Genomic DNA, 22,651 nt, shown 5'->3' on the forward strand with positions numbered 1-22,651 from the left:
CCTTAAATAAGAAGTAACCCACGAATCTATACTCATCACTTATAGCTTATTAGGTGATATTGTGAATCCATTTTGACATTTCCCAATAAAGTGGAACACCCAAAAATATGTTAAAAGGGAAGGTGATCCCCAATGATGCGCCAATTGACAGTGCTGGATCTGCTTCCGGCACAGCAATTCGCATAGCAGCAGGAGCGGCAATATATGAACAACTTGCGTACAGCACTGCTAATAACATCGTTCCACCTGCAGACAACTCAAACAACCAGCCTACATAAGTACCGAACACTGCTGCCGCTATTGGAAATGCAACCCCAAACACCATCAAGAATAACCCTTTTTCTCTGACCGCGGACAAGCGAGCCGATGCGAGCAATCCCATTTCCAAAAGAAATAAAGCCAACACACCCATAAACAAATCCATGTACATTTTGTCTAACGGTGCGACGTTATCTGTTACACCGGCATAGTAGCCAATGAATACCCCACCTATTAATAGCACCAGACTGGTACCGGTAAGTATCTCATGCAACAGCTTGCCCCATGGCGTTTTTTCACCGCTGGCACTGGCAACACCAGCACGAGCCAGGATGGTACCGGTAACTAGCGCCGGTATTTCCATCAGCGCCATAATCAGCGCCATGTAACCTTCATAGTATTGATTGAGTTCATGTAATAGCGCCAACCCCACTGCAAAAGTCACCGCACTTACTGAACCGTAGTGAGCAGCAATAGCACCCGAGTCAGCTTTGCTGAATTTACCCACATATTTCAGAATTGGATAAGCGAGTAAGGGAACTAACGCCGACAGTACAACCATTGATATAGCGATGGGTAATACTTGCATAATATCGTATTTAGCCATCGACACCCCGCCCTTGAAGCCAATTGCGACAAGCAAGAAGATGCTTAAGCTTTTATACAACGCTTCTGGGATTTTTAAATCAGATTTTATTACACCTGCAAGCACTCCTAAAATAAAAAACAACACTACTGGCTGTATCGTCGCCATGTTTCCATTCTCCCTGTATAATTTATATAAAAATCTATAGCCTGTATTTATTAGTTTTTATGTGCCATCTGCGCAGCCACATTAAAAATTAAGAGCTTTGTCCACAGTCACCTTCGCTTGTATATGAAGATAAAATAACAAGTTGAGATACGAAATAAAAAAAGCATACTGCTCCTCCACTAAACTTCTAAAAGTGCATAACTTTTTTTCTTTCGCAGCTAAAAGCTAACATAACGATCGTGAAGAATTTGTGAATCTATAATTGATTGTCGTAACTTAATAGAATTGATCATTCCTTAACGTCACGACGAGATTGTGAAGCGCATTTTTCTGATATTTTTTCCAGGAAAAACCTTCATGAAAAAAAATCATGCTTTTTTCTGCAAACCTGATTCTGTCAATTCTGAAACAATTCAAGATCGGATCGATACTTGGTGAGCAGGACGCCTTCATGACGGCACGATTGAAGGTTTGAAGATGAGCGTCAATGCTTACAAGAAGTTAATAGAGGGGTTTAGTACAGCGCGCGGTCATTCATCTCCGGCAGAATACGCCATCAGAGCTCGTGACCTGAACAGTAAACGTCAAGGCAAACCAAATATCCCATTGACTGCAATAACATCTCTGAGAAAATATCACAAGCCATGAAGAAACCCGCTGCCTGTTCCCAGCGCTGCGATGAGCAGTGCGCACTTCTCGGCTGTTATTTGGCAAATCAATCTCATTTTTGCGCACCGTCCAACTTGCGCTTCGGATGCGCACTACGTTTTTTTTATCGCTTTCCAGCAAAAGCCAGAAAATCTTCACCGGCATCGATGAAACGCGGAGATTGCATCGTTATGACTGCAGGATTGTTGTTATGCTGAGAAATTGAGCTTAAAACTGAATTTTCTGCATCGCCTCTAAGGAAAAACAATATGAAACGTCGCTCCACTCCCTGGTGTGCTATCGACTTCAATTCTCCAATCGTAGTAATCACAAATACGTTTGACGATTACCAACCCAATCCCCAAACCTTGTGTTTTTTCTGAGCCACGAAAAAAACGTTCATAAAGAAAAGGCATAAAAGCGGGCTCAATGCCAATTCCTGAGTCGGCAATCGACAATCGATTATTGTCAAAACTGATACGGATAAATCCTTGCTCGGTATACTGCACGGCATTTCTTAAAATATTCACGAGGGCAGTATGCAACGCCTGTCTATTAAGCGTTAGAACGACACCTGGTTTGACTGTAACATCCAGCTCCAGATTCTTCTGATAGATTTCTTCACAAAATGGCTCGACCGCATCATATACGCATTCAGCTATAGCAACCGGTTCCATAGTACCCAAAGCTTGCTCACGTGCCAGGAAAAGCAGTGCCTGGACTTGCTCACTCATACGATTCGATACCGCCTCAATGTTTCGGATGCGAGCATAAGCTTTAGGAGACAAGTTTTGCTCTGCAAGCAGCAATTCGCAGCTTGTCAGAATGGTTGTAATAGGTGTACGCAGTTCATGGCTGATATTAGAAGTAAACTCCTGCTCGCGCTGAAGCATGCGGACGATGCGGTACTGATAATCTTCCAGTGTTCGGGCAAGTTGAGCAACTTCTTCATCCTGACCAGGCTGACTTAGCGATACGCAATGAATGTTATTAGAAACCAAACCCGTGCTATCATTGATCGGCAGCAGGCGTTTAACCCGCTCAGCCAGATCCGTCACTTGTTTCACCAGCAAGCCCGCCAATAAGTAACCGATCAGGAAAGCAATTGCAACAACAGCTACCAAAGACAAAACGACAAGCAGCCTAAACTCACGCTGACGCTGCTCATGCAACCCGATTTTGTAGGCGACAACAAACTTTACTCCCCCTGCGTATTGTACGAGCACACGAATCTCTTGATCATGACGAAAAATCTTGTGTGATCCACGATCAAGATTCTGCAAATAATCAGGTAATTGCGACTCTTCTTCGGTATTGCGTATGACATAACTTTTAAGACTAGAACCCACTTGGGGAGTAAAGCGGGTATGTTGAAGGTAATGATGAATCACATGATTCATCTCGGCCTTCATGATTTGCTCGATATGCGTTTCCTCAATATCATCCGAAGCGAAATAGAGGCTGATAGCAAGCGCACCTACGATGATGATACAGAAAATTGCTAGCGCCAACGTAACCCGAAGGCGAATACCATATTTAATCTTGAACACTAGAACTCAGGCAATACCCTAAACCATGAACAGTTTCGATCGGATCATATCCGCCCGCTTTTGTTAAAGCGCGTCTTAGCACGTGCATATGACTTCGTAGTGTGTCACTCGTCTCTTGCTCTTCTTCCCAAGCTTCTAACTCTAATTCCTTACGACTAAATACTTTTCCAGGTTCACTCATCATAAGCGCAAGCAATCGAATACACTTCGGCGGTAATTTGACTTCATTCTCTACAAAACGGATCGACAACGTTTTAGGATCGAATGTAAGATCACCCACTTCGAGCTTACGTGCCGCCACCTTGCCTTTATACCGCTTATGCATCGCTGTCAGGCGCGCCTCGACTTCTTTGAGTGCAAACGGCTTGACGAGGTAATCATCCGCACCGTTTTCGAAACCAATCAATTTATCTTCAAGTGTATCGCGGGCGGTCAGCATCAAGATTGGAATATCGATTTGACATTCGTGGCGAAGCTTGTGACATAAGGTCATTCCGTCAAGATTTGGTAATTTTAAATCGAGCAAGATAGCATCGAATGATTGTGTGCTTGCAAGATGGAACCCCGTTATTCCATCGAGTGCAGCATCCGCTTTGTGTCCACGCGACTCTAAAAAATCATAAAGATTTGCAGCTATCGCTTGATCGTCTTCTATAATGAGTATACGCATATCGAGCCAACAAGAATCTTAAAAAAATAGACTATTCCTTATGATAGGGACGACTTAAAGTATGAACAGCATCCACCAGCACCAGTGCATTTTCAGGCGGCGTAAATTGAGAAATACCATGCCCTAGGTTAAATACATGCCCCGCACCCTGTCCATAACTTGCTAATACCTTCCCTACTTCATTGGTTATGGTCTCCGGAGAAGCAAACAAAACTGCAGGGTCGAGATTTCCTTGTAACGCAACCTGATCTTTAACACGTCGCCTAGCTTCCCCAATATCGACTGTCCAATCAAGCCCAATTGCATCGCACTGACTCTCTATCATTTTTTCCAACCATAATCCGCCACCTTTCGTGAAAATGATATTGGGAATACGTACACCATCATGCTCACGCTTTAATCCTGAAATTATTTGAGTCATATAGTGTAAAGAAAATTCCAGGTAAGCGGATTGTGATAGTGCCCCGCCCCATGTATCAAAAATCATGACTGCTTGTGCGCCGGCTTCAATCTGGGCATTGAGATATGCCGTTACTGCCTGCGCATTCGTATCCAGAATATGGTGCAATAAATCAGGACGTTGATAGAGCATCGTCTTGATTTGACGAAAATCTGTACCCCCACACCCCTCTACCATGTAACAAGCAAGCGTGAACGGGCTACCGGAAAAGCCGATGAGCGGAACTTGATTGTTCAATGCCTTACGGATTTGCGAAACCGCATCGATGACATAACGCAAATGAACATCAGGATCGGGTACCGCGAGCGAGCGTATTTCCCACTCCTCTCTTAATGGCCGTTCAAAACGAGGCCCTTCCCCTTCAGCAAAATAGAGTCCCAGCCCCATTGCATCAGGAATGGTAAGAATATCGGAAAATAAAATAGCGGCATCTAACGAAAAGCGCGCTAGCGGCTGCATAGTTACTTCAGTCGCAAAATTTGGATTCTTGCATAACGACAGAAAATCCCCAGCTCGAGCACGCGTCTGGTTGTATTCGGGCAAATAGCGCCCTGCCTGGCGCATGAGCCATACGGGCGTATATTCAGTCGGTTGACGCAATAATGCCCGTATCAAGGTATCATTTCTCAGCTTAGTCATTGCATTATTCAATTGATAGAATAGGTAATAGGTAAAATTAAAGTTAGTCGAATTTCTATTGATTTTTTATTTCGCCAACTTATACATAAGGACGAGTATGTTACCAGTGATTTGCTCATGATTCACATTTAAGCTAGGAAAAGACACATTGATTACCAATGAGTGATCTCCAGCAGCCAGATTTCTTCATTCTTTATCTGCGAAAATCAAAGTTTTTTTGATGTTACTCAATTAATTCATTAGAATACGCGATCGTTATCACGACAGCAGTATTAAAAAAGTCACAAAGCGCAGTAAATTCTTAACCCTTGCCTCACTGTGTACTAAAAAGATTGAAAAGATTGAAAACTTTCAATTTTTTGTCTTTACAGGAGGCTTTACCCATAAGGATATTATGAGACATTACGAAATTGTTTTTATCGTTCACCCGGATCAAAGTGAACAAGTTCCTGCCATGATCGAACGTTATCGCGGCATCGTCACTTCAAAAGGGGGCGCCATTCATCGTGTAGAAGATTGGGGACGACGTCAACTAGCTTATCTCATTCAAAAAGTGCACAAGGCGCATTATGTTTTAATGAATATCGAATGTAACCAAGAAACGCTAAATGAGCTCGAACATGCATTTAAGTTCAGCGATGCGGTACTTCGGCATCTGACGATTAAAATGGATCAGGCAATCACCACACCATCCATCATGATGCGAGAAGACAAAATCAAAGCGTCAGCGATGAATGAGGATACCGAAACAAATCAAGATAACGCAGAAGTAACCGAACCCAGTGCTGAAGGTGTTACCGAAGAAATATCGGAAAAAGCCAGCGCTGAAACTTGATCACAGGTCAATGATTGAATTGCAATCAAACCGTCATTTGCGGAGAAATCATCAACATCGGCCAGTTGCGCTATACCCCTGCAGGAAAAGCCGTTATTGAATTTGCGCTTGCTCATCATTCAAAGCAAGTTGAAGCCGGCATACAGCGCCAGGTTATATGCGAAATTCCCGCCGTAGCGCTTGCTGATACAGCCAATATGATTTCTACGCTGACAATCGGTAGTTTGGTTAAATTGACCGGTTTTCTGGCAAAGAAAAGTAGAATCAGCTCTCAACTAGCGCTGCACGTAACGCATATCGATATCATATAAATTTTGGAAATAGGAAGAATACGATGAGATTTACCAGGAATAGAGATAGCAATCTCAAAAATAAGGACAAAATGGCTAATCGCCCTTTGTTCAAACGCAAGAAGTTCTGTCGCTTTACCGTGGAAGGTATCAAAACAATCGATTATAAAGATGTTGATTTGCTGAAGGATTTTATTAGCGAAAACGGCAGAATCATTCCAGCTCGCATCACAGGTACGAAATCGTTCTATCAGCGTCAACTCAATACAGCGATAGAACGCGCCCGCTTTCTTGCTTTGCTGCCCTATACCGACCGACATTGAGAACCGAGGAGAAATAACATGCAAGTGATACTGTTGGAAAAAATTGCGAATCTCGGACAACTAGGAGACATTGTCAACGTTAAAAGAGGCTATGCGCGCAATTATCTGATACCTCAGGGTAAAGCCAAATGGGCGACCGAAAATGCAATTGCGGATTTCAATGCAAGACGTGCTGAATTAGAAAAAAAACAAGCAGAAAGCATGGCGTCTGCCCAAGCGCTCGCGGCCAAACTCGATGGATTAATGCTGCAAATCACGCAAAAAAGTGGTGTCGACGGGAAGTTGTTTGGTTCGGTTACCAATGCGAACATCGCAGAAGCACTCAAAGAACAGGGCTATGAAATTGATAAATCGATGATACGTATGCCGGACGGCCAACTCAAGCAAGTTGGCGATTATACGCTCACTATAGCATTACATAGCGATATCTCAGCGCATATAACCGTATCAGTACTGGGTGAAGCAACCACTTAGGTTTACGAGTTAACCCACCTTCGGTAAAAAGGACTGGCAACAGTCCTTTTTTTATTCCTACCAATCAATGATAGAATTCATTTCATCAGCGTTCGTAGACTCCACTGGATTCCTATGATTCAATCGCCCATCAGCATCACACATAATGAATTAGATATTTACAAGACTCCGCCTCATTCAGTGGAAGCAGAGCAATCAGTACTAGGCGGTTTGATGCTCGATAACCACGCCTGGGACAGAATCGCGGACATTCTCACCCACTCTGATTTTTACCGGCACGATCATCAGCTAATCTATCATCATATCTGCAACTTGATAGAGCAAAACAAACCTGCGGACGTCATCACGGTAGCGGAATCGCTCGAAAATTCAGCAGAATTACAAAATGTTGGCGGATTAGCCTATATCGGCGCTATCGTCCAAAATACCCCAACCGCCGCCAATATCCGCCGCTACGCGGAAATCGTGCGGGAACGCGCCATCATGCGCAAGCTCGCTGAAGTCAGCACTCAAATCGCTGACTCTGCATATAACCCCGCAGGACGTTCCGCGACCAACTTATTGGATGAAGCAGAAAGCAAGATCTTTGAGATCGCCGAATTAGGCGCGCGTGGCAGACAAGGTTTTACCGATATCCAGCCACTCTTGAAGCAAGTGGTGGAACGCATCGAAATGCTTTACAGCCGCGATAATCCCAGTGATGTTACTGGGATCGCATCAGGCTTCCATGATCTGGACCAAAAAACCTCGGGCTTTCAACCGGGTGATCTAATCATTGTTGCTGGCAGACCCTCGATGGGCAAAACAGCTTTTTCCCTGAATATTGCCGAGCACGTCGCATTGGAGCTCAATAAGCCTACCGCTGTTTTCAGCATGGAAATGGGTGGCGCGCAGCTCGCAATGCGGATGCTGGGCTCAATAGGCAGGCTTGATCAACACAAGGTACGCACTGGACGACTGGATGATGAAGATTGGCCCAAGTTGACGCATGCGCTTGGAAAACTCAATGATGCGCCTATTTTTATCGATGAAAGCGCCGCATTGAATGCATTGGAACTGAGGGCGCGGGCGAGACGCCTATATCGCCAGCATGGTGAGTTAGGATTGATTGTCGTGGACTACCTCCAACTCATGTCCTCTCACACGCAAAGTGAGAATCGCGCAACTGAGATTTCCGAGATTTCGCGTTCTCTGAAGGCGCTGGCAAAGGAATTACAAGTACCGGTTATCGCCTTATCACAGCTCAACCGTAGCCTTGAGCAGCGACCCAATCCACACAAGCGGCCTGTTATGTCCGATCTTCGGGAATCGGGAGCAATCGAGCAAGATGCAGATGTTATTTTGTTTATCTATCGTGATGAAGTATATAACCCAGATACGCCAGACAAAGGTATCGCTGAAATTATCATTGGTAAGCAACGCAATGGACCCATCGGAAAAGTCGATTTAACTTTTCTGGGCGAATATACCCGTTTTGAGAATTGTGCCCGGGCGGAATATTACTGATGCTATCGCGACGATTTAACTTCGATCCAATCGACGATATTGAATCGCCTCTGCAACATGGCTGCTTTGTACCAGCTCACTGCCTGCCAAATCTGCAATAGTGCGCGCAAGCTTCAAAATACGGTGATAGGCTCGCGCAGATATGTTCAAACGGGTGATGGCCTGCTCCAATAACTGTTTCCCTTGCCCATCAGGTGTGCAATATGCGTCAATCTCTCGCGTTTTCAAGCGGGTATTCGTAACGTGTTGTCGTGTAAGTTGCAATTGACGAGCTTTCTCGACACGCACTCTTACTTCGATACTTGACTCCCCTTCCCCTTGACGTAACAAATCCTCTTGTGGGACGGCGGGGACTTCAATCTGCATATCGATGCGATCGAGCAAAGGCCCGGATAACTTCCCGCGATAGCGCGTTACCTGATCGGGAGTACAGCGGCAGCGCCCACCATAATGCCCTAAATAACCGCAAGGACAAGGGTTCATTGCTGCGATCAACTGAAACTGTGCAGGAAAATTAGCTTGGCGGGTTGCGCGTGATATCGTGATCTGCCCTGATTCAAGCGGTTCACGCAATACTTCCAGGACTTTTCTGTCAAATTCTGGCAGCTCATCCAAAAATAGCACACCGTGCATTGCCAACGAAATTTCTCCAGGCTTGGGAATACTTCCGCCTCCTACCATCGCTACAGCAGAAGCGGTATGGTGAGGCGAGCGGAATGGGCGGCGCTTCCAACCAGCAACATCGAAACGACCACTGGCAAGCGATTGAATTGCGGCAGACTCGAGCGCCTCCTGCTCCGTCATGGACGGGAGAATACCCGGCAAACGTTCTGCCAGCATAGATTTTCCAGTTCCCGGTGGGCCGATCATCAAGACGCTATGGCCACCCGCCGCAGCAATCTCTAGCGCACGTTTGGCATGCGCCTGGCCTTTCACATCTTTCCAATCTGGACAATCTAGCATGTCCCCAACAAGACTTTTTTCTGCTGGTGGAGCATGGCGTAATAATGGTTCATGTCCAGTTAAATGCGCGCATATCTGCAGCAATGAGGTTGCAGGATAAACCCTTGCTTCTTTGACCAGGGCAGCCTCGGCAGCATTGTGTTGCGGTAACACAAAACTACGCCCTGAACGGGATGCACCGTAAGTCATGGCTAGCGCACCATGAATGGGGCGCAGCTCTCCGCTTAATGAAAGCTCCCCTACCCATTCATATTGGTCAAGTGCATTTGCAGGAATTTGCCCAGTGGCCGCAAGAATACCCAGCGCGATCGGCAGATCGAACCGGCCACTTTCTTTGGGTAAATCAGCGGGTGCAAGATTGACGGTAATGCGTTGTGCTGGAAATTTGAAGCGTCCGTTTTGTAGTGCAGCGCGTACTCGATCTTTACTTTCTTTGACCTCTGTTTCAGGCAATCCTACGATTGTAAAACTCGGCAAGCCATTGGATAAATGCGTTTCTACGGTAACCAACGGCGCTTCCATTCCGGACAACGCACGACTATAAAGGATAGCCAGTGACATGAAGAACTAGGGTTGCGGTATTTGTTCTGCTTATTGTCGATATCTTATGCAAGAAAAAAAGAACAATGGTGCGATTGATAAGATAAACGCAGAGAAATTAGCTGCTCGCGCACTACCCTTCGTAGTTCGTATCACCTATCTCAGTACTGGAGGAGGCTGGTTTTAGTTGGCGCTCCAATTCGGAAACCTTGTCTTCAAGTTCGTTCAGCTTAGCGCGTGTTCTGCTAAGCACTTCTTGCTGCACCTCAAACTCCTCACGAGTCACCATATCCAAACGAGAAAGCATACTCGTCATCATGGCACGCATATTTCTCTCAATATCTTTGGCTGGGCTATGTGCTACGATCTCACTGATTTTGGCGCCGATTTCATCCAAAACATTTTTATTAACCATTTTTCTCTCCAATTTTTTTATAATAATAGCTTTACACCCACTATATAGGTTTGGCCAGCGTCTATACAAGATAACATCGCATACTTCAAACAAATAGGCAACCTTCCAGAGGTAAGCGAGGCAAGCTTAACAGCCTGTAATCGGCCTGTAATTTATTTCGACCTTCACCCAGACCATATTCCTGATCGATCGGTATATGAATTTAATTTTCCCGCACAATTTTGCGCTATCGAGAAACTGTCTTGAAAGCTTATCCTATGCGATGATTTCATTTTTTTAGCCTAATCCGGATTCATGACTATCGATCGCTTACACCGCCTGGAAGAATGGATTAAAGCAACCTTTCCAGAAAAACCCTTCAGTCTCTCCCCTGCTTCTGCTGATGCGAGCTTCCGCCGCTATTTCCGTATCACAATGGCTAATGACACCATGATCGCTATGGATGCTCCGCCAGAACTTGAAGACTGCTCGCCTTTTTTACATGTAGCCAAGGTATTTGCTACAGCGGCAGTTAATGTGCCAACCATATTGTCGCAAAATCTGGCAGAAGGTTTTCTATTGCTTTCCGATTTAGGCAGCACCACTTACCTTCGCACATTGATGGCAAACCCCGCCAGTGCTGATGAGCTTTATACGGATGCTATTGATGCCCTCATCAAGATTCAATTAATCAGCCAGGAACACGTTTTTCCGACATATGATGAACCCCTGCTTAGAAGAGAATTAAACCTTTTCCCAGAATGGTATATCGCCCGCCATCTTCAAGTGACGCTTGATCAGAAGCAGCAAAATAATTTAGAAATGATTTTTGCCCGTATTCTCAGAAATAACCTGGCCCAGCCGAGGGTATATGTCCATCGTGATTATCATTCCCGCAACCTGATGCTGACCACGCCCAACCCAGGCATTATCGATTTCCAGGATGCAGTTTACGGTCCAATTACCTATGACTTAGTTTCCTTATTTAAGGATGCATACATTCATTGGGAGGAAGATCGCGTGCTCGACTGGGTTATCCGCTACTGGGAAAAAGCACGTAAAGTAGGTCTTCCTGTCGCTATAGATTTCTCGGACTTTTACCGTGACTTCGAATGGATGGGTGTCCAGCGCCACCTCAAAGTACTGGGTATTTTTGCCCGCCTTTATCATCGTGATCATAAAGATGCCTACCTTAAAGACATGCCCCTGGTCATGACTTATTTGCGGAGAGCCTGTGAACGCTATCAGGAATTACATCTATTGCTCGCCCTGCTCGATCAGCTTGAGAATATTCGACCTGATACACGAATAGGCTATACCTTCTGACCAGTGGCTAATCATCCTTTTCGGGCGATGATACTCGCTGCCGGGCGAGGCGAACGAATGCGCCCGCTTACAGATACCCTGCCCAAACCGTTATTGCGTGCCGGCAACCAAATGCTGATCGAATATCATCTGCATAATTTGGCGCAAGCTGGCTTTCTGGAAATTATCATCAACCATGCCTACCTAGGCCATATGATCGAAGCAGCTCTCGGTGACGGTCAGCGCTATAGCGTCCATATCACTTACTCTAAAGAAACCTCGGTACTAGAAACAGCTGGCGGCATAGCGAATGCGCTCCCACATCTGACTAACGGCGCGGCTAATCAACCCTTCCTCGTTGTCAATGCCGATATTTACGTCCAAATGGATTATGCCACCCTGCTGCCAGCATTAAAACGCTTGCATTCCACCCCCGAAAATGATCTCGCGCATTTGATCTTGGTCGATAATCCTCCTCATCATCCTGCAGGCGACTTTTTTCTGGCGAACGATCGTATTACAACTTCTGGGCACGCTACACTGACATACAGCGGGATTGGCGCTTATCATCCGATACTCTTTAATCAAGTCACCCCCGGCGTTGCGACAAAACTCTCACCATTGCTGCGCCACGCCATTTCGGTAAAAAAAGTAACGGGAGAATATTTCTCGGGTACTTGGATGGATATCGGCACACCTGAGCGTTTACAGTGGTTGGATAAACAGTTTAGCGATAAGAGGTAAAAAAACAGGATACTAAAGCTATGCCTTGCTCAATAGCCATTGCATCATTCTTTTCCAGGTAGCAATGGGTAACACTGATCTGTATCCCTATATTCGCCAGGTAAGGTTGCCCGAGAATAGAGAGGCTGCAAATCAACTGTTCGCGCTGTCCGCTCGGTATCTGGAGTGTTTCCTACCATTTGTTAGCAAAACTTCTTTTTATCAAAACTCCGTTTTCACGAAACTCCGTTTTCACAACCTCTCAGTAGCTTTAGTTTGCTTTGTCGGACAATAGTGAGAAATATCCGTAAAATTCTAAATATATTCCTTTATTTATCTGCAGAATATTTCCTTTACACCTATTTGATCCAGACCCTCCCAACGCTTTGTTAGTTTTGGACAAATACCCCATTAAAGAGTAAAATCGCGCATCTTGAAATAGGTTAATAACACAAAAACTGGAGAAAACTATATGGCAGTCACAACCGAGCAAAAAGCTAAGGTGGTGCATGACTATCAAAGAGCCGCAGGAGATACCGGTTCTCCTGAAGTTCAGGTAGCACTTTTAACTACTCGCATCAATGACTTAATCAATCACTTTAAAACACATATCAAAGATCATCACTCACGCCGCGGCTTACTTAGAATGGTCAGTCACCGACGCAAATTACTCGATTACTTGAAAAAGAAAAACAACGATCGCTATCTTGCGCTAATTGAGCGCCTTGGTTTACGCAAATAATTGACTTATTAGCTTTCTACCCTAGCTTGGATGAGTTTTAAGTAATTGTTTAAACTATTTTAGCTAAACAATAAAGAAGGACTGTTAATTGAAACTGATCAAGAAAAGTATTACCTACGGTCGCCATACGCTTACACTGGAGACCGGAGAAATTGCGAGACAAGCGCATGGTGCAGTGATGGTCACGATGGATGACACAGTTGTACTGGTAACTGTCGTAGGCGATAAAAACACCAAACCTGGTCAAGATTTTTTTCCATTGACCGTTGATTATCAAGAAAAATTTTATTCGGCAGGACGTATTCCAGGCAGTTTCTTTAAACGTGAGGGGCGCCCTTCCGAAAAGGAAACGCTGACTTCAAGACTGATCGATCGCCCTATTCGGCCATTATTTCCCGATGGCTTTTATAATGAAGTACAAGTTCTCGCCATGGTACTCTCATCGGAGAGCGAGATAGACGCCGACATTCCTGCCATGATAGGCACGTCTGCCGCGCTCGTTCTTTCTGGCATCCCATTTGACGGCCCTATTGGCGCCGCGCGTGTAGGCTACATCAATGGCGAATACGTACTTAACCCGACCACGACTGAGCTAAAAGAAACACAACTCAATTTAGTCGTAGCGGGTACACAGCAAGCAGTTCTGATGGTTGAATCCGAAGCAAATGAGTTACCTGAAGAAGTGATGCTCGGGGCCATCATGTATGGTCACGAACAAATGCAAAAAGTCATCGATGCCATTAATGAATTTGCCGATGAAGCTGGGGTAACTGCGTGGGATTGGAAACCAGTAGAAAAAGATCCGACATTGATCGAAAAAATCAAACAATTAGCTGAGGCCGATTTACGCAATGCATTTCAATTAAAACAAAAGCAAGCCAGAACCGAAGCGATTAAAGAAACCTGGCAACGTGTCTATAATGAATTGGGTATCGGTACAGAAACGGGTCCTGAAGAACAATCTGTCAAAGAAATCGCTTTCGAGCTTGAATCTCAAATCGTTCGTACACGCATTCTTGATGGAGAACCACGCATAGATGGGCGCGGAACACGTACGGTCCGCCCGATTACCATACGACATGGCGTGCTGCCTCGCACACATGGCTCTGCATTATTTACCCGTGGCGAGACCCAAGCATTGGTTGTTGCTACTTTAGGAACGGCTCGCGACGAACAAAGAATCGATACCTTGCAAGGTGATTATTCAGACCGTTTCATGTTGCACTATAACATGCCACCTTTTGCTACCGGTGAAATTGGGCGGGTTGGCACACCAAAACGGCGTGAGATCGGTCATGGGCGACTCGCTAAACGCGCCCTAGTGGCCGTGCTTCCTTCAACCGAAGAATTTGGTTACTCATTGCGAGTTGTTTCTGAAATTACTGAATCTAATGGTTCGAGCTCCATGGCGTCGGTCTGTGGGGGGTGTTTAGCATTAATGGATGCGGGTGTTCCCTTAAAAGCACATGTGGCAGGAATCGCCATGGGTTTGATTAAGGAAGGAAATCGTTTTGCGGTATTAACCGATATACTGGGTGATGAAGATCATCTTGGCGACATGGATTTTAAAGTTGCCGGAACGGAAAAAGGAATCACCGCATTACAGATGGATATCAAAATCCAGGGTATCACCAAGGAAATCATGCAAGTTGCTTTGTTGCAAGCACAAGAGGGGCGGCTACATATTCTCGAACTCATGAAACAGGCATTACCCACCACACGCGAGAATATATCGACCCATGCTCCACGCATTATTAAATTCAAAATCAATCCTGAAAAAATCCGCGATGTCATCGGAAAAGGCGGCGCAGTAATTCGTGCGCTTACCGAAGAAACCAATACCACGATTGATATCACAGATGATGGAACCGTCATGATCGCGTGCATCAATAGCGAGGGAGGTGAACTCGCCAGAAAGCGTATTGAAGATATCACTGCAGAAGTGGAAGTCGGCAAAATCTACAATGGAGTAGTATTGAAACTGCTCGATTTTGGTGCAATTGTCAGCATACTGCCCGGGAAAGACGGGCTCCTGCATATTTCACAAATTGCCAATGAACGAGTGGAGGATGTTGCCACCCACCTTAAAGAAGGTCAATCAGTTCGGGTAAAAGTGCTGGAGGCGGATGATAAGGGCCGACTCCGTTTGAGCATGAAAGCAGTTACGACTGATGAAACAGAAAGTGCCGTTTCTTGATTGTCGAATCAAACTTGACCTGATTTCTTACAGTAGATCTGAAAAAATAAGCGTTACCCGTTTGCGATAAATAAGGGGGTAACGCTTTTTTCATTCATTGATGCAAATGCGAAGCAGGGATTAAAGCAAGGAACTTATTTGCGCTAATTACTCTTTTTCACCATGCGGCGCAATCGCCTCACGCCAAAGAATACCGCAGCCACAACAATGGGAATGGCCACGCCGGTAAGCAATTCTACGTTAACTGCATAACCCGCTGCTTTAACTGCTTTTAGCCCATAGCCCACAATACCGATTAAATAATAACTGAGTACGACGACTGACAAGCCTTCGACCGTTTCTTGCAAACGCAATTGCAAGTGCGCGCGATTATCCATGGATTTCAATAAATCACGTATTTGCGATTCCATAGAAATATCTACTCGCGTCCGTAGCATCGATGAGGCGCGCGCCACACGCAGAGAAAGGATTTCTAGTTGCGAACGGACCAGATCAAATGTCCCCATCGCTGAAGTCACACGCTGTTTCCTGAACTCGTACAACATTTGCAGACCCTCGATACGCTCCTCTCTCAATTCGACGATACGCTGTTGCATAATCGCGTAATAGGTCTGCGAAGCGCTGAAACGGTGACTCGTTTGGGCTGAGATTTTTTCGATTTCAGAAGCTAACTTAGTCAGCTCACCAAGTAAACGCTGTTCATCTTCGATCCCTGTCAACTCATTGCCCGTTATCAGTTCGGCTAATCGATCATCATAACGCTCCAGCTGAGGGATGACTTTCCGTGTCAATGTGAGCGGCAATATCGCCAACATTCGATATGTTTCGATCTCCAATAATCGCTGCACCAGCCTGCCGACTTGGCGGCTGCGCAAATTGTCATCATGAATCAAGATTCGACTAAAGCCATCCGCATGAATTTGGTTATCACTCCATACGCTCGCGCTTCCACCCGACACTTTAGAACCAATGACAGTATTGGACTCAAATAGATTAGCCAATTCACTCAAACTACGGCTCGGACGAGAACGATCATCCAAAGCGATGTGTGTCGCTACCAGCACTTCACCTGGTATACGCGCTAACCAATCTTGAGGTATCTCGGCGATAGCCGGCTTTGCAAATGGAATATCAAACGACCCTCTCCGGTAAACAGTATAGGTTGAATATTCAGTGTGGCGCTCCCAACGCAAACGAAATTCACCCATTTCGGCACTGAACTGATCAAAATGTGAATTAGGTCGTGCAATTTTGTAGCGATCGCAGAGCGCTACAATCAACTGACGCTCTTGGTCTATCCATTGCCTGTCGGATAACAGCACCAAGTGCGATAGTTGCGCGGGTATACTTACCAGTTCATAAACATCCGCATTAAGCTCTGTATGAAGATCGTGCCGTTCGGGGTACTCAGGGATACCCGCCAAATTTCTCTTTGGAAGAGGCTGGCTATCTGCTTCTGGCTGCGCAAGAAAAGAGGAGAAATTCATATCACTCATGATCACCGGGGTTTCATCAAACTAGAGGGCACCACTCAAAATCCGTATAGGTTTACAATGCTTCGTTGCTCACAGAAAAGGTTTCATTAGCTATCAAGCACAGGCTACGTCAGCATTTTTTGCTCCCACCTCGTCTTATTTAAAACGCTGAATTTTTAGAGGCAACTTAGAGATTATCACGATAAAGGCTGAAGGATTATCCTGATTATTCATATATTACCTGGGAATTTCGTCCATCTAACAGCTCAAGTAAGAGAAATACAAGAAAATAGGAAAATTGGAGCATCACGAAGAAGGGTATTTCTTCGCTATCGTACGGCGGATCTTTGATATGAATAATCAAAAATTTCTTTAACGCAGGATTTGTTCCTGATGCTCTGGTAGGTAGGCTGCGTTCAGTCTTAAAAGTTTAGGGAAGATACATAGGATTTACGCCAAGACTGTCACAACATAAAGACCATGATGGGGAATCTACCGCAAACCAGACACATCCATAACGCTAACGCCAAATTAAGCGATCTACGGGCTTTAGGTACTGGGGTGGCTGATGGGGGTCGAACCCACGACAACCGGAATCACAATCCGGGACTCTACCACTGAGCTACAGCCACCATCTACAAAAACAGTATTCAAATATTACGCTTATTAGTTTTTTGGATTGCAAAAAACGAAGTAATTATGGCGTGCCCGACAGGAATCGAACCTGTAACCCCCAGCTTAGAAGGCTGGTGCTCTATCCGGTTGAGCTACGGGCACGACTCAAACCGGGCTTAATCCAACACAGCTACACATAAACTGGTCGGGGTGGAGAGATTTGAACTCCCGACATCCTGGTCCCAAACCAGGCGCGCTACCAGGCTACGCTACACCCCGGAAAGGCAGCTAATATACCTTTTCAAAAGGTATACGTCAAATTCCCGTTTCATTTTCCAATCGTGGTGTTGAAATCAGGTTATTTTCCCCAGCTTCACCCTATGCTTTGAGTCAAATGAGCGGGGCAAGTGTCGATCTTTTTGGCTACCCCCCAATCGATCGATTATCAACGAATGGGAGATTGTTTTTATAGAACATTTTCAGCAGTATCTTGTTTCGCACACCCAGCTAAGGTATAGTGGCGAACTGCCATTTTATATCCAAGCAGGAGAGCGCGCTTTGCTTAGCGCCGCCGAAGGCGTAACCCCCCCGGAATCGCTCAGGTATAGTCAACAAAACTCTTATTGACTAAAAAAACTGCTTGCGACAGGCAATCTGGAGAGCGCCGAACATTGAGTTCAGCCACCGAAGGGGCACACGGACAACATTCCACCGTAAAACTCTCAGGTAAAAGGACAGAGGGGTGAGGTCGAGAGAAGACTTCATTTTTTTATCTTAGGGAGAAAAAATCTGTGCTAAAAATGACCCCTCTTAACCAAGTTCACCGAGATATGAACGCAAAAATGGTCGATTTCGGTGGTTGGGATATGCCACTTCATTATGGATCACAATTAGACGAACACCATAAGGTTAGGCAAGACGCTGGCATGTTTGATGTATCGCATATGCTGGTCGTCGACGTCGAGGGTGGCCATGTCCGTGATTTCCTGCGGCAACTGGTTGCCAATAATGTTGATAAACTCACAGTTCCCGGCAAAGCACTTTATACCTGCATGCTCAAACCGGATGGGGGTATCATCGATGATCTCATCATCTACTTCTTGTCAGAATCCTGGTTTCGACTCGTCGTCAATGCCGGCACTGCGGATAAGGACGTTGCCTGGATCACTTCGCAACGCGACAAATCCGCCCCAGATCTTGAAATAAAACCACGTCGCGATTTAGCCATGATTGCCGTGCAAGGCCCAACGGCACGTACTAAAGTTTGGCAAGTTATTCCAGGCGCTCAATCGATTACGGAAAACTTGAAGCAATTCCAATCCGCGGTATTTGATCAATATTTCATTGCGCGTACAGGTTACACCGGTGAGGATGGCTTTGAAATCATTTTGCCGGTGACCGATGCCGCAGATTTCTGGAAAAAACTTTATTCGGCTGGAGTAGCGCCTGCAGGGCTGGGTGCGCGCGATACGCTTCGCCTGGAAGCGGGGATGAATCTCTATGGTCAAGATATGGATGAAACGACCAACCCGCTTGAATCCGGGTTAGCCTGGACGGTCGATCTCAAAAGCGAGCGCGATTTCATCGGCAAGCAAGCATTGTTACAAACGCCCATCAAGAAACAATTGATCGGTCTGCTGTTATTGGATAAAGGCGTCCTTCGCAGCCACCAGCGAGTGATTACGCGGCACGATAATAGCCAGGGAGAAGGAGAAATAACCAGCGGTGGCTTTTCCCCTACAATCGGCCAATCCATTGCTTTGGCCCGTGTTCCAGCAGACGTCACCGTTGGTGATGAAGTTCATGTGCTGGTTCGAGACAAACAACTCGCCGCCAAAGTCGTAAAATATCCATTCGTACGAAATGGCCAAATATTGATTTGAAGCCAAGACCACTTAAATCCTTTTTTATATTTGGAGAATAGAATGAGTATCCCAACAGAACTGAAATATACAAAATCGCATGAATGGGTAAAAACCGAGAGTGATGGTACCGTCACGATCGGCATCACTCAGCATGCACAGGAATTGCTCGGCGATATGGTTTTTGTCGAGCTGCCCAAAGTCGGCCGCACCCTTGGCCAAAAAGAAGAATGTGCCGTCGTGGAATCAGTCAAGGCGGCAGCTGATGTTTATTCCCCTCTCGCAGGAGAAGTCGTAGAAGTCAACACGGAATTGGAATCTTCTCCTGAGAAGATCAACCAGGATCCTTACCATGCCTGGCTATTTAAATTGAAGCCAGCGAATGTTGCCGATGTAGCCAACCTTCTCGATGCACAAGGCTATGAAAAAGCCTTGGAAAGCGAAGCACATTAGCCCAGCTTATTCGTTTCTGATTTATTGCTCTAAATTATATAAAACTACCGATCATGCCATTTATTCCTCACACAGAAGAAGACGTCGAAGAGATGCTTGCCAGTATTGGTGCGGCCTCTATCGAAGAATTATTTGATGAAATTCCGCCCGACCTAAAGACAGGTAATTTGTCACGCGTACCCCCTGGTATGACCGAAATGGAAATAACAAGACTGATGCATGAGCGTGCGCAAGCCGATGGCTTCTATCTCAATTTCATCGGAGCGGGTGCCTATGAGCATCACATTCCTGCAGCAGTCTGGCAAATTACCACGCGTGGTGAATTCTATTCCTCATACACGCCTTATCAGGCGGAAGCAAGCCAAGGTACACTTCAATTGCTGTACGAATACCAAACCATGATGGCCTCGTTGACCGGCATGGATGTATCGAACGCGAGTCTTTACGATGGCGCAACTGCGCTAGCAGAAGCCGCGCTAATGGCAGTACGGCAGCACAAGACGTCTCGTCGTATTCTGGTGCCGGGAACGGCTCACCCAACCTATCGTAAGGTATTACGTGCCATTGTACGCAATCAAGATATTGAAGTGGTCGAAATCCCCTTTGATCCCGAATCGGGACAAGTAATCCCCGAACAGCTCGACCCATTTGGCCAAGAGGAATTTGCTGCACTCGTCGTCCCTCAGCCTAATTTTTTTGGTGTCCTCGAACAAGTCGACACCCTTACGGATTGGGCACACAAAAAAAATTCATTGGTGATCGCCGTTGTCAACCCGATGTCGCTTGCCATGCTCACACCACCAGGCGAATGGGGTACAAAGGGTGCGGATATCGCAGTAGGCGAAGGCCAACCGTTAGGTATCCCGCTGTCTAGCGGCGGTCCTTATTTTGGTTTTATGGCCTGCAAGCAAGAATTAGTTCGTCAAATGCCAGGGCGTATTATTGGCAAAACAGTTGATCTAGATAATAAACCTGGTTTTGTCCTCACTTTACAGGCACGCGAACAACACATTCGCCGCTCAAAAGCGACCTCTAATATCTGTACCAACCAAGGATTGATGGTAACTGCCGCCACCATCTACATGTCTCTCTTGGGCCCAGAGGGGCTGCGCCGGGTTGCTGCCCAGTCACACGCCAATCTGTTGCAATTGGTTGAAAAATTGGAAACCATACCAGGGGTAAAACGCGCACATAGCGGTTTTTGTTTCCATGAGGCCGCACTAAAGCTGCCTGGCCCAATTGATGAAATTCTGCAAGCACTTAAAGCACAAGGTATTCTGGGCGGATTAAGCCTCCAAGACTACTACCCAGCGTTAAGCAATACACTCCTCGTGTGCACGACTGAGACTAAAACACCTGTTGATCTGGATAAATTCGGTGAGGTGCTTGGAAAAATACTCAAAAAATACAAGTAATGATCGAAATCTGCCATTCTGCAGACTAAAGTTGAGCTTGATCAACCGACGGTTCTGTCTAATTTGAACTCATTTTCTAAATGTAAAAACCCTTATGTTGATATTTGAACATTCACGTCCGGGAAGACGCAATTATTCCCAATCTCCGACCACGCCAGCGGAGAAACAGGCTATCCCACAAAATCTACTGCGTAAATCACCAGTGCTACTTCCTGAAGTATCTGAAATGGATGCAGTGCGTCACTATACTCGCCTTTCTCAGAAGAATTTTTCGATCGATACAGAATTCTACCCACTCGGTTCTTGTACGATGAAATACAACCCGCGTGCTTGCAACGCTCTGGCCATGCTCCCGCAATTTCTGGCGCGACATCCTTTAGCACCTGAAGATACCGGGCAAGGCTTCCTTGCGTGCATGTATGAACTACAGGAAATTCTGAAAGATGTCACAGGCATGGCTGGGGTAAGCCTCACGCCTATGGCAGGCGCACAAGGTGAGTTGATTGGCGTCATGATGATCCGCGCTTACCATGAAGCGCGCGGTGATAAAAAACGTACCGAAATCATCGTACCCGATGCCGCGCACGGTACAAACCCTGCTACCGCCGTCATGTGTGGATACAAAGTGGTCGAAATCACCACGGATAAAGAAGGCAATGTCGACATGGATGCGTTGAAAGCCGCTGTGGGACCTCAAACAGCTGGTTTGATGCTGACCAACCCATCGACGCTGGGTGTTTTTGAAAAAAATATCTCGGAAATGAGCCGTATCGTCCATGAAGCCGGTGGGCTGCTTTACTATGACGGCGCTAACCTCAACGCGGTCCTCGGCAAAGTCAAACCAGGCGATATGGGATTTGATGTCATCCATATCAACCTGCACAAGACCTTTTCCACACCGCACGGTGGCGGTGGTCCGGGAGCAGCCCCTGTCGGCGTAGCTGAGCGCCTTCTACCTTATTTACCTATTCCCATGGTTGCGCATGAGAAAGGCGTTTATCGCTGGCTGACGGAAGAAGACGTACCACAAACGATTGGCCGATTATCTGCCCACATGGGAAATGCAGGGGTATTGCTTCGCGCTTATATTTATGTTCGTTTACTAGGCGCAGAAGGGATGAATCGGATTTCACAATATGCCACCTTGAATGCCAACTATTTGATGGCAGAGTTACGCAAGGCTGGGTTTGAAATCGCCTACCCCACGCGCCGGGCAAGCCATGAATTTATCGTCACGCTGAAAGAAATCAAAGAAAGAACAGGCGTTACCGCGATGAACCTCGCCAAGCGGTTATTAGATAAAGGCTATCATGCACCGACAACTTATTTTCCGATCCTAATTCCGGAATGTCTGCTCATTGAACCTGCCGAAACGGAATCCAAGCAAACGCTCGATGCATTTGTTACTGCCATGAAGGAAATATTGCAAGAGATCGAAGATCAGCCCGACATGGTGAAAAGCGCTCCCCACAACATGCCATTGCGTAAATTGGACGATGTCCGAGCTGCCCGTGAATTGGATTTAGCCTGGAAGCCACAATGAATTTACTGAACTCTTTT

20 protein-coding genes, 3 tRNA genes and 1 riboswitch are annotated in these 22,651 nt (G+C 46.0%); of the genes, 13 read left to right on the top strand and 10 right to left on the bottom strand.

Annotation, left to right across the window (positions count from 1 at the left end; genetic code table 11):
• Positions 1-49: 49 nt before the first annotated feature.
• The 4 genes from C8R30_RS06595 to hemE form a co-directional block, all read right to left on the bottom strand.
• On the bottom strand, positions 50-1,012 hold the full coding sequence (locus tag C8R30_RS06595) for a sodium-dependent bicarbonate transport family permease (RefSeq protein WP_107789811.1): 963 nt from the start codon (positions 1,010-1,012) through the stop codon (positions 50-52).
• Positions 1,013-1,914: 902 nt separating this feature from the next.
• The gene (locus C8R30_RS06605; RefSeq protein ID WP_090670047.1) at positions 1,915-3,210 is read right to left on the bottom strand and encodes a sensor histidine kinase; all 1,296 of its coding nucleotides are present in this window, start codon (positions 3,208-3,210) and stop codon (positions 1,915-1,917) included.
• Positions 3,197-3,880, bottom strand: coding sequence for a response regulator transcription factor (locus C8R30_RS06610; protein ID WP_090670050.1), 684 nt, complete (start codon positions 3,878-3,880; stop codon positions 3,197-3,199). The genes C8R30_RS06605 and C8R30_RS06610 overlap by 14 nt, the downstream gene beginning before the upstream one ends.
• A gap of 31 nt (positions 3,881-3,911) precedes the next feature.
• Positions 3,912-4,979 (bottom strand): uroporphyrinogen decarboxylase, encoded by a 1,068-nt coding sequence (hemE, locus tag C8R30_RS06615; RefSeq protein WP_107784353.1) that lies wholly within the window; start codon positions 4,977-4,979, stop codon positions 3,912-3,914.
• Positions 4,980-5,373: 394 nt separating this feature from the next.
• On the opposite strand from hemE, the gene rpsF reads away from it, so the two are divergent.
• The 5 genes from rpsF (at position 5,374) to dnaB (ending at position 8,407) form a co-directional block, all read left to right on the top strand.
• A complete protein-coding gene (gene rpsF / locus C8R30_RS06620; protein WP_090670056.1) occupies positions 5,374-5,814 on the top strand; it encodes a 30S ribosomal protein S6 in 441 nt (146 codons plus the stop codon).
• 14 nt (positions 5,815-5,828) lie between these two features.
• Entirely contained in the window at positions 5,829-6,125 is a 297-nt protein-coding gene (gene priB / locus C8R30_RS06625; protein WP_090670059.1) for a primosomal replication protein N, read from the top strand.
• Between the two features lie 23 nt (positions 6,126-6,148).
• The gene (gene rpsR, locus C8R30_RS06630; protein ID WP_090670066.1) at positions 6,149-6,427 is read left to right on the top strand and encodes a 30S ribosomal protein S18; all 279 of its coding nucleotides are present in this window, start codon (positions 6,149-6,151) and stop codon (positions 6,425-6,427) included.
• Positions 6,428-6,445: 18 nt separating this feature from the next.
• Complete coding sequence (gene rplI, locus C8R30_RS06635) at positions 6,446-6,901, top strand: 50S ribosomal protein L9 (protein WP_090670069.1); 456 nt, start codon at positions 6,446-6,448, stop codon at positions 6,899-6,901.
• 114 nt (positions 6,902-7,015) lie between these two features.
• Positions 7,016-8,407, top strand: a complete 1,392-nt coding sequence (dnaB, locus tag C8R30_RS06640; protein ID WP_090670072.1) for a replicative DNA helicase — start codon at positions 7,016-7,018, stop codon at positions 8,405-8,407.
• Positions 8,408-8,422: 15 nt separating this feature from the next.
• Here the strand turns inward: dnaB and C8R30_RS06645 are convergent, their stop codons facing one another.
• Together C8R30_RS06645 and C8R30_RS06650 are read right to left on the bottom strand one after the other, a co-directional pair.
• Complete coding sequence (locus tag C8R30_RS06645) at positions 8,423-9,931, bottom strand: YifB family Mg chelatase-like AAA ATPase (protein ID WP_107789812.1); 1,509 nt, start codon at positions 9,929-9,931, stop codon at positions 8,423-8,425.
• A 112-nt stretch (positions 9,932-10,043) separates the two neighbouring features.
• Entirely contained in the window at positions 10,044-10,325 is a 282-nt protein-coding gene (locus C8R30_RS06650; protein ID WP_090670078.1) for an accessory factor UbiK family protein, read from the bottom strand.
• A 300-nt stretch (positions 10,326-10,625) separates the two neighbouring features.
• Between C8R30_RS06650 and C8R30_RS06655 the strand changes: the two genes are divergently transcribed.
• From C8R30_RS06655 to pnp, 4 genes are all read left to right on the top strand, one after another.
• Positions 10,626-11,630 carry an aminoglycoside phosphotransferase family protein gene (locus C8R30_RS06655; protein WP_107789845.1) on the top strand — a complete coding sequence of 335 codons (1,005 nt, stop codon included), beginning with the start codon at positions 10,626-10,628 and terminating at the stop codon, positions 11,628-11,630.
• 27 nt (positions 11,631-11,657) lie between these two features.
• Positions 11,658-12,353 carry an N-acetylmuramate alpha-1-phosphate uridylyltransferase MurU gene (gene murU / locus C8R30_RS06660; protein ID WP_107789813.1) on the top strand — a complete coding sequence of 232 codons (696 nt, stop codon included), beginning with the start codon at positions 11,658-11,660 and terminating at the stop codon, positions 12,351-12,353.
• Between the two features lie 451 nt (positions 12,354-12,804).
• Positions 12,805-13,074: a 30S ribosomal protein S15 gene (gene rpsO, locus C8R30_RS06665; RefSeq protein ID WP_107789814.1), complete on the top strand. Its 270-nt coding sequence runs from the start codon at positions 12,805-12,807 to the stop codon at positions 13,072-13,074.
• Between the two features lie 88 nt (positions 13,075-13,162).
• Positions 13,163-15,271 carry a polyribonucleotide nucleotidyltransferase gene (gene pnp / locus C8R30_RS06670; protein ID WP_107789815.1) on the top strand — a complete coding sequence of 703 codons (2,109 nt, stop codon included), beginning with the start codon at positions 13,163-13,165 and terminating at the stop codon, positions 15,269-15,271.
• Positions 15,272-15,414: 143 nt separating this feature from the next.
• On the opposite strand, the gene C8R30_RS06675 is transcribed toward pnp, so the two are convergent.
• The 4 genes from C8R30_RS06675 to C8R30_RS06690 all read right to left on the bottom strand — a co-directional run bounded on the left by C8R30_RS06675 (position 15,415) and on the right by C8R30_RS06690 (position 17,640).
• Positions 15,415-16,767, bottom strand: coding sequence for a DUF3422 domain-containing protein (locus C8R30_RS06675; RefSeq protein WP_239654090.1), 1,353 nt, complete (start codon positions 16,765-16,767; stop codon positions 15,415-15,417).
• Positions 16,768-17,303: 536 nt separating this feature from the next.
• Positions 17,304-17,378 (bottom strand) — tRNA-His (locus C8R30_RS06680).
• Positions 17,379-17,446: 68 nt separating this feature from the next.
• A tRNA-Arg gene (locus C8R30_RS06685) sits at positions 17,447-17,523 on the bottom strand.
• A 40-nt stretch (positions 17,524-17,563) separates the two neighbouring features.
• A tRNA-Pro gene (locus C8R30_RS06690) sits at positions 17,564-17,640 on the bottom strand.
• Between the two features lie 365 nt (positions 17,641-18,005).
• Positions 18,006-18,109, top strand: a riboswitch (glycine riboswitch).
• Between the two features lie 43 nt (positions 18,110-18,152).
• Between C8R30_RS06690 and gcvT the strand changes: the two genes are divergently transcribed.
• From gcvT to gcvPB, 4 genes are all read left to right on the top strand, one after another.
• Positions 18,153-19,244 (top strand): glycine cleavage system aminomethyltransferase GcvT, encoded by a 1,092-nt coding sequence (gcvT, locus tag C8R30_RS06695; RefSeq protein WP_107789816.1) that lies wholly within the window; start codon positions 18,153-18,155, stop codon positions 19,242-19,244.
• A gap of 42 nt (positions 19,245-19,286) precedes the next feature.
• Entirely contained in the window at positions 19,287-19,676 is a 390-nt protein-coding gene (gene gcvH / locus C8R30_RS06700; protein WP_090670089.1) for a glycine cleavage system protein GcvH, read from the top strand.
• A 53-nt stretch (positions 19,677-19,729) separates the two neighbouring features.
• The gene (gene gcvPA / locus C8R30_RS06705) at positions 19,730-21,091 is read left to right on the top strand and encodes an aminomethyl-transferring glycine dehydrogenase subunit GcvPA (RefSeq protein WP_090670091.1); all 1,362 of its coding nucleotides are present in this window, start codon (positions 19,730-19,732) and stop codon (positions 21,089-21,091) included.
• 94 nt (positions 21,092-21,185) lie between these two features.
• Positions 21,186-22,634, top strand: a complete 1,449-nt coding sequence (gene gcvPB / locus C8R30_RS06710; RefSeq protein ID WP_090670094.1) for an aminomethyl-transferring glycine dehydrogenase subunit GcvPB — start codon at positions 21,186-21,188, stop codon at positions 22,632-22,634.
• The last annotated feature ends 17 nt before the right edge of the window (positions 22,635-22,651 follow it).

Origin of the sequence: Nitrosomonas nitrosa (genome assembly GCF_003051105.1) — a bacterium.
GTDB lineage: Bacteria > Pseudomonadota > Gammaproteobacteria > Burkholderiales > Nitrosomonadaceae > Nitrosomonas > Nitrosomonas nitrosa.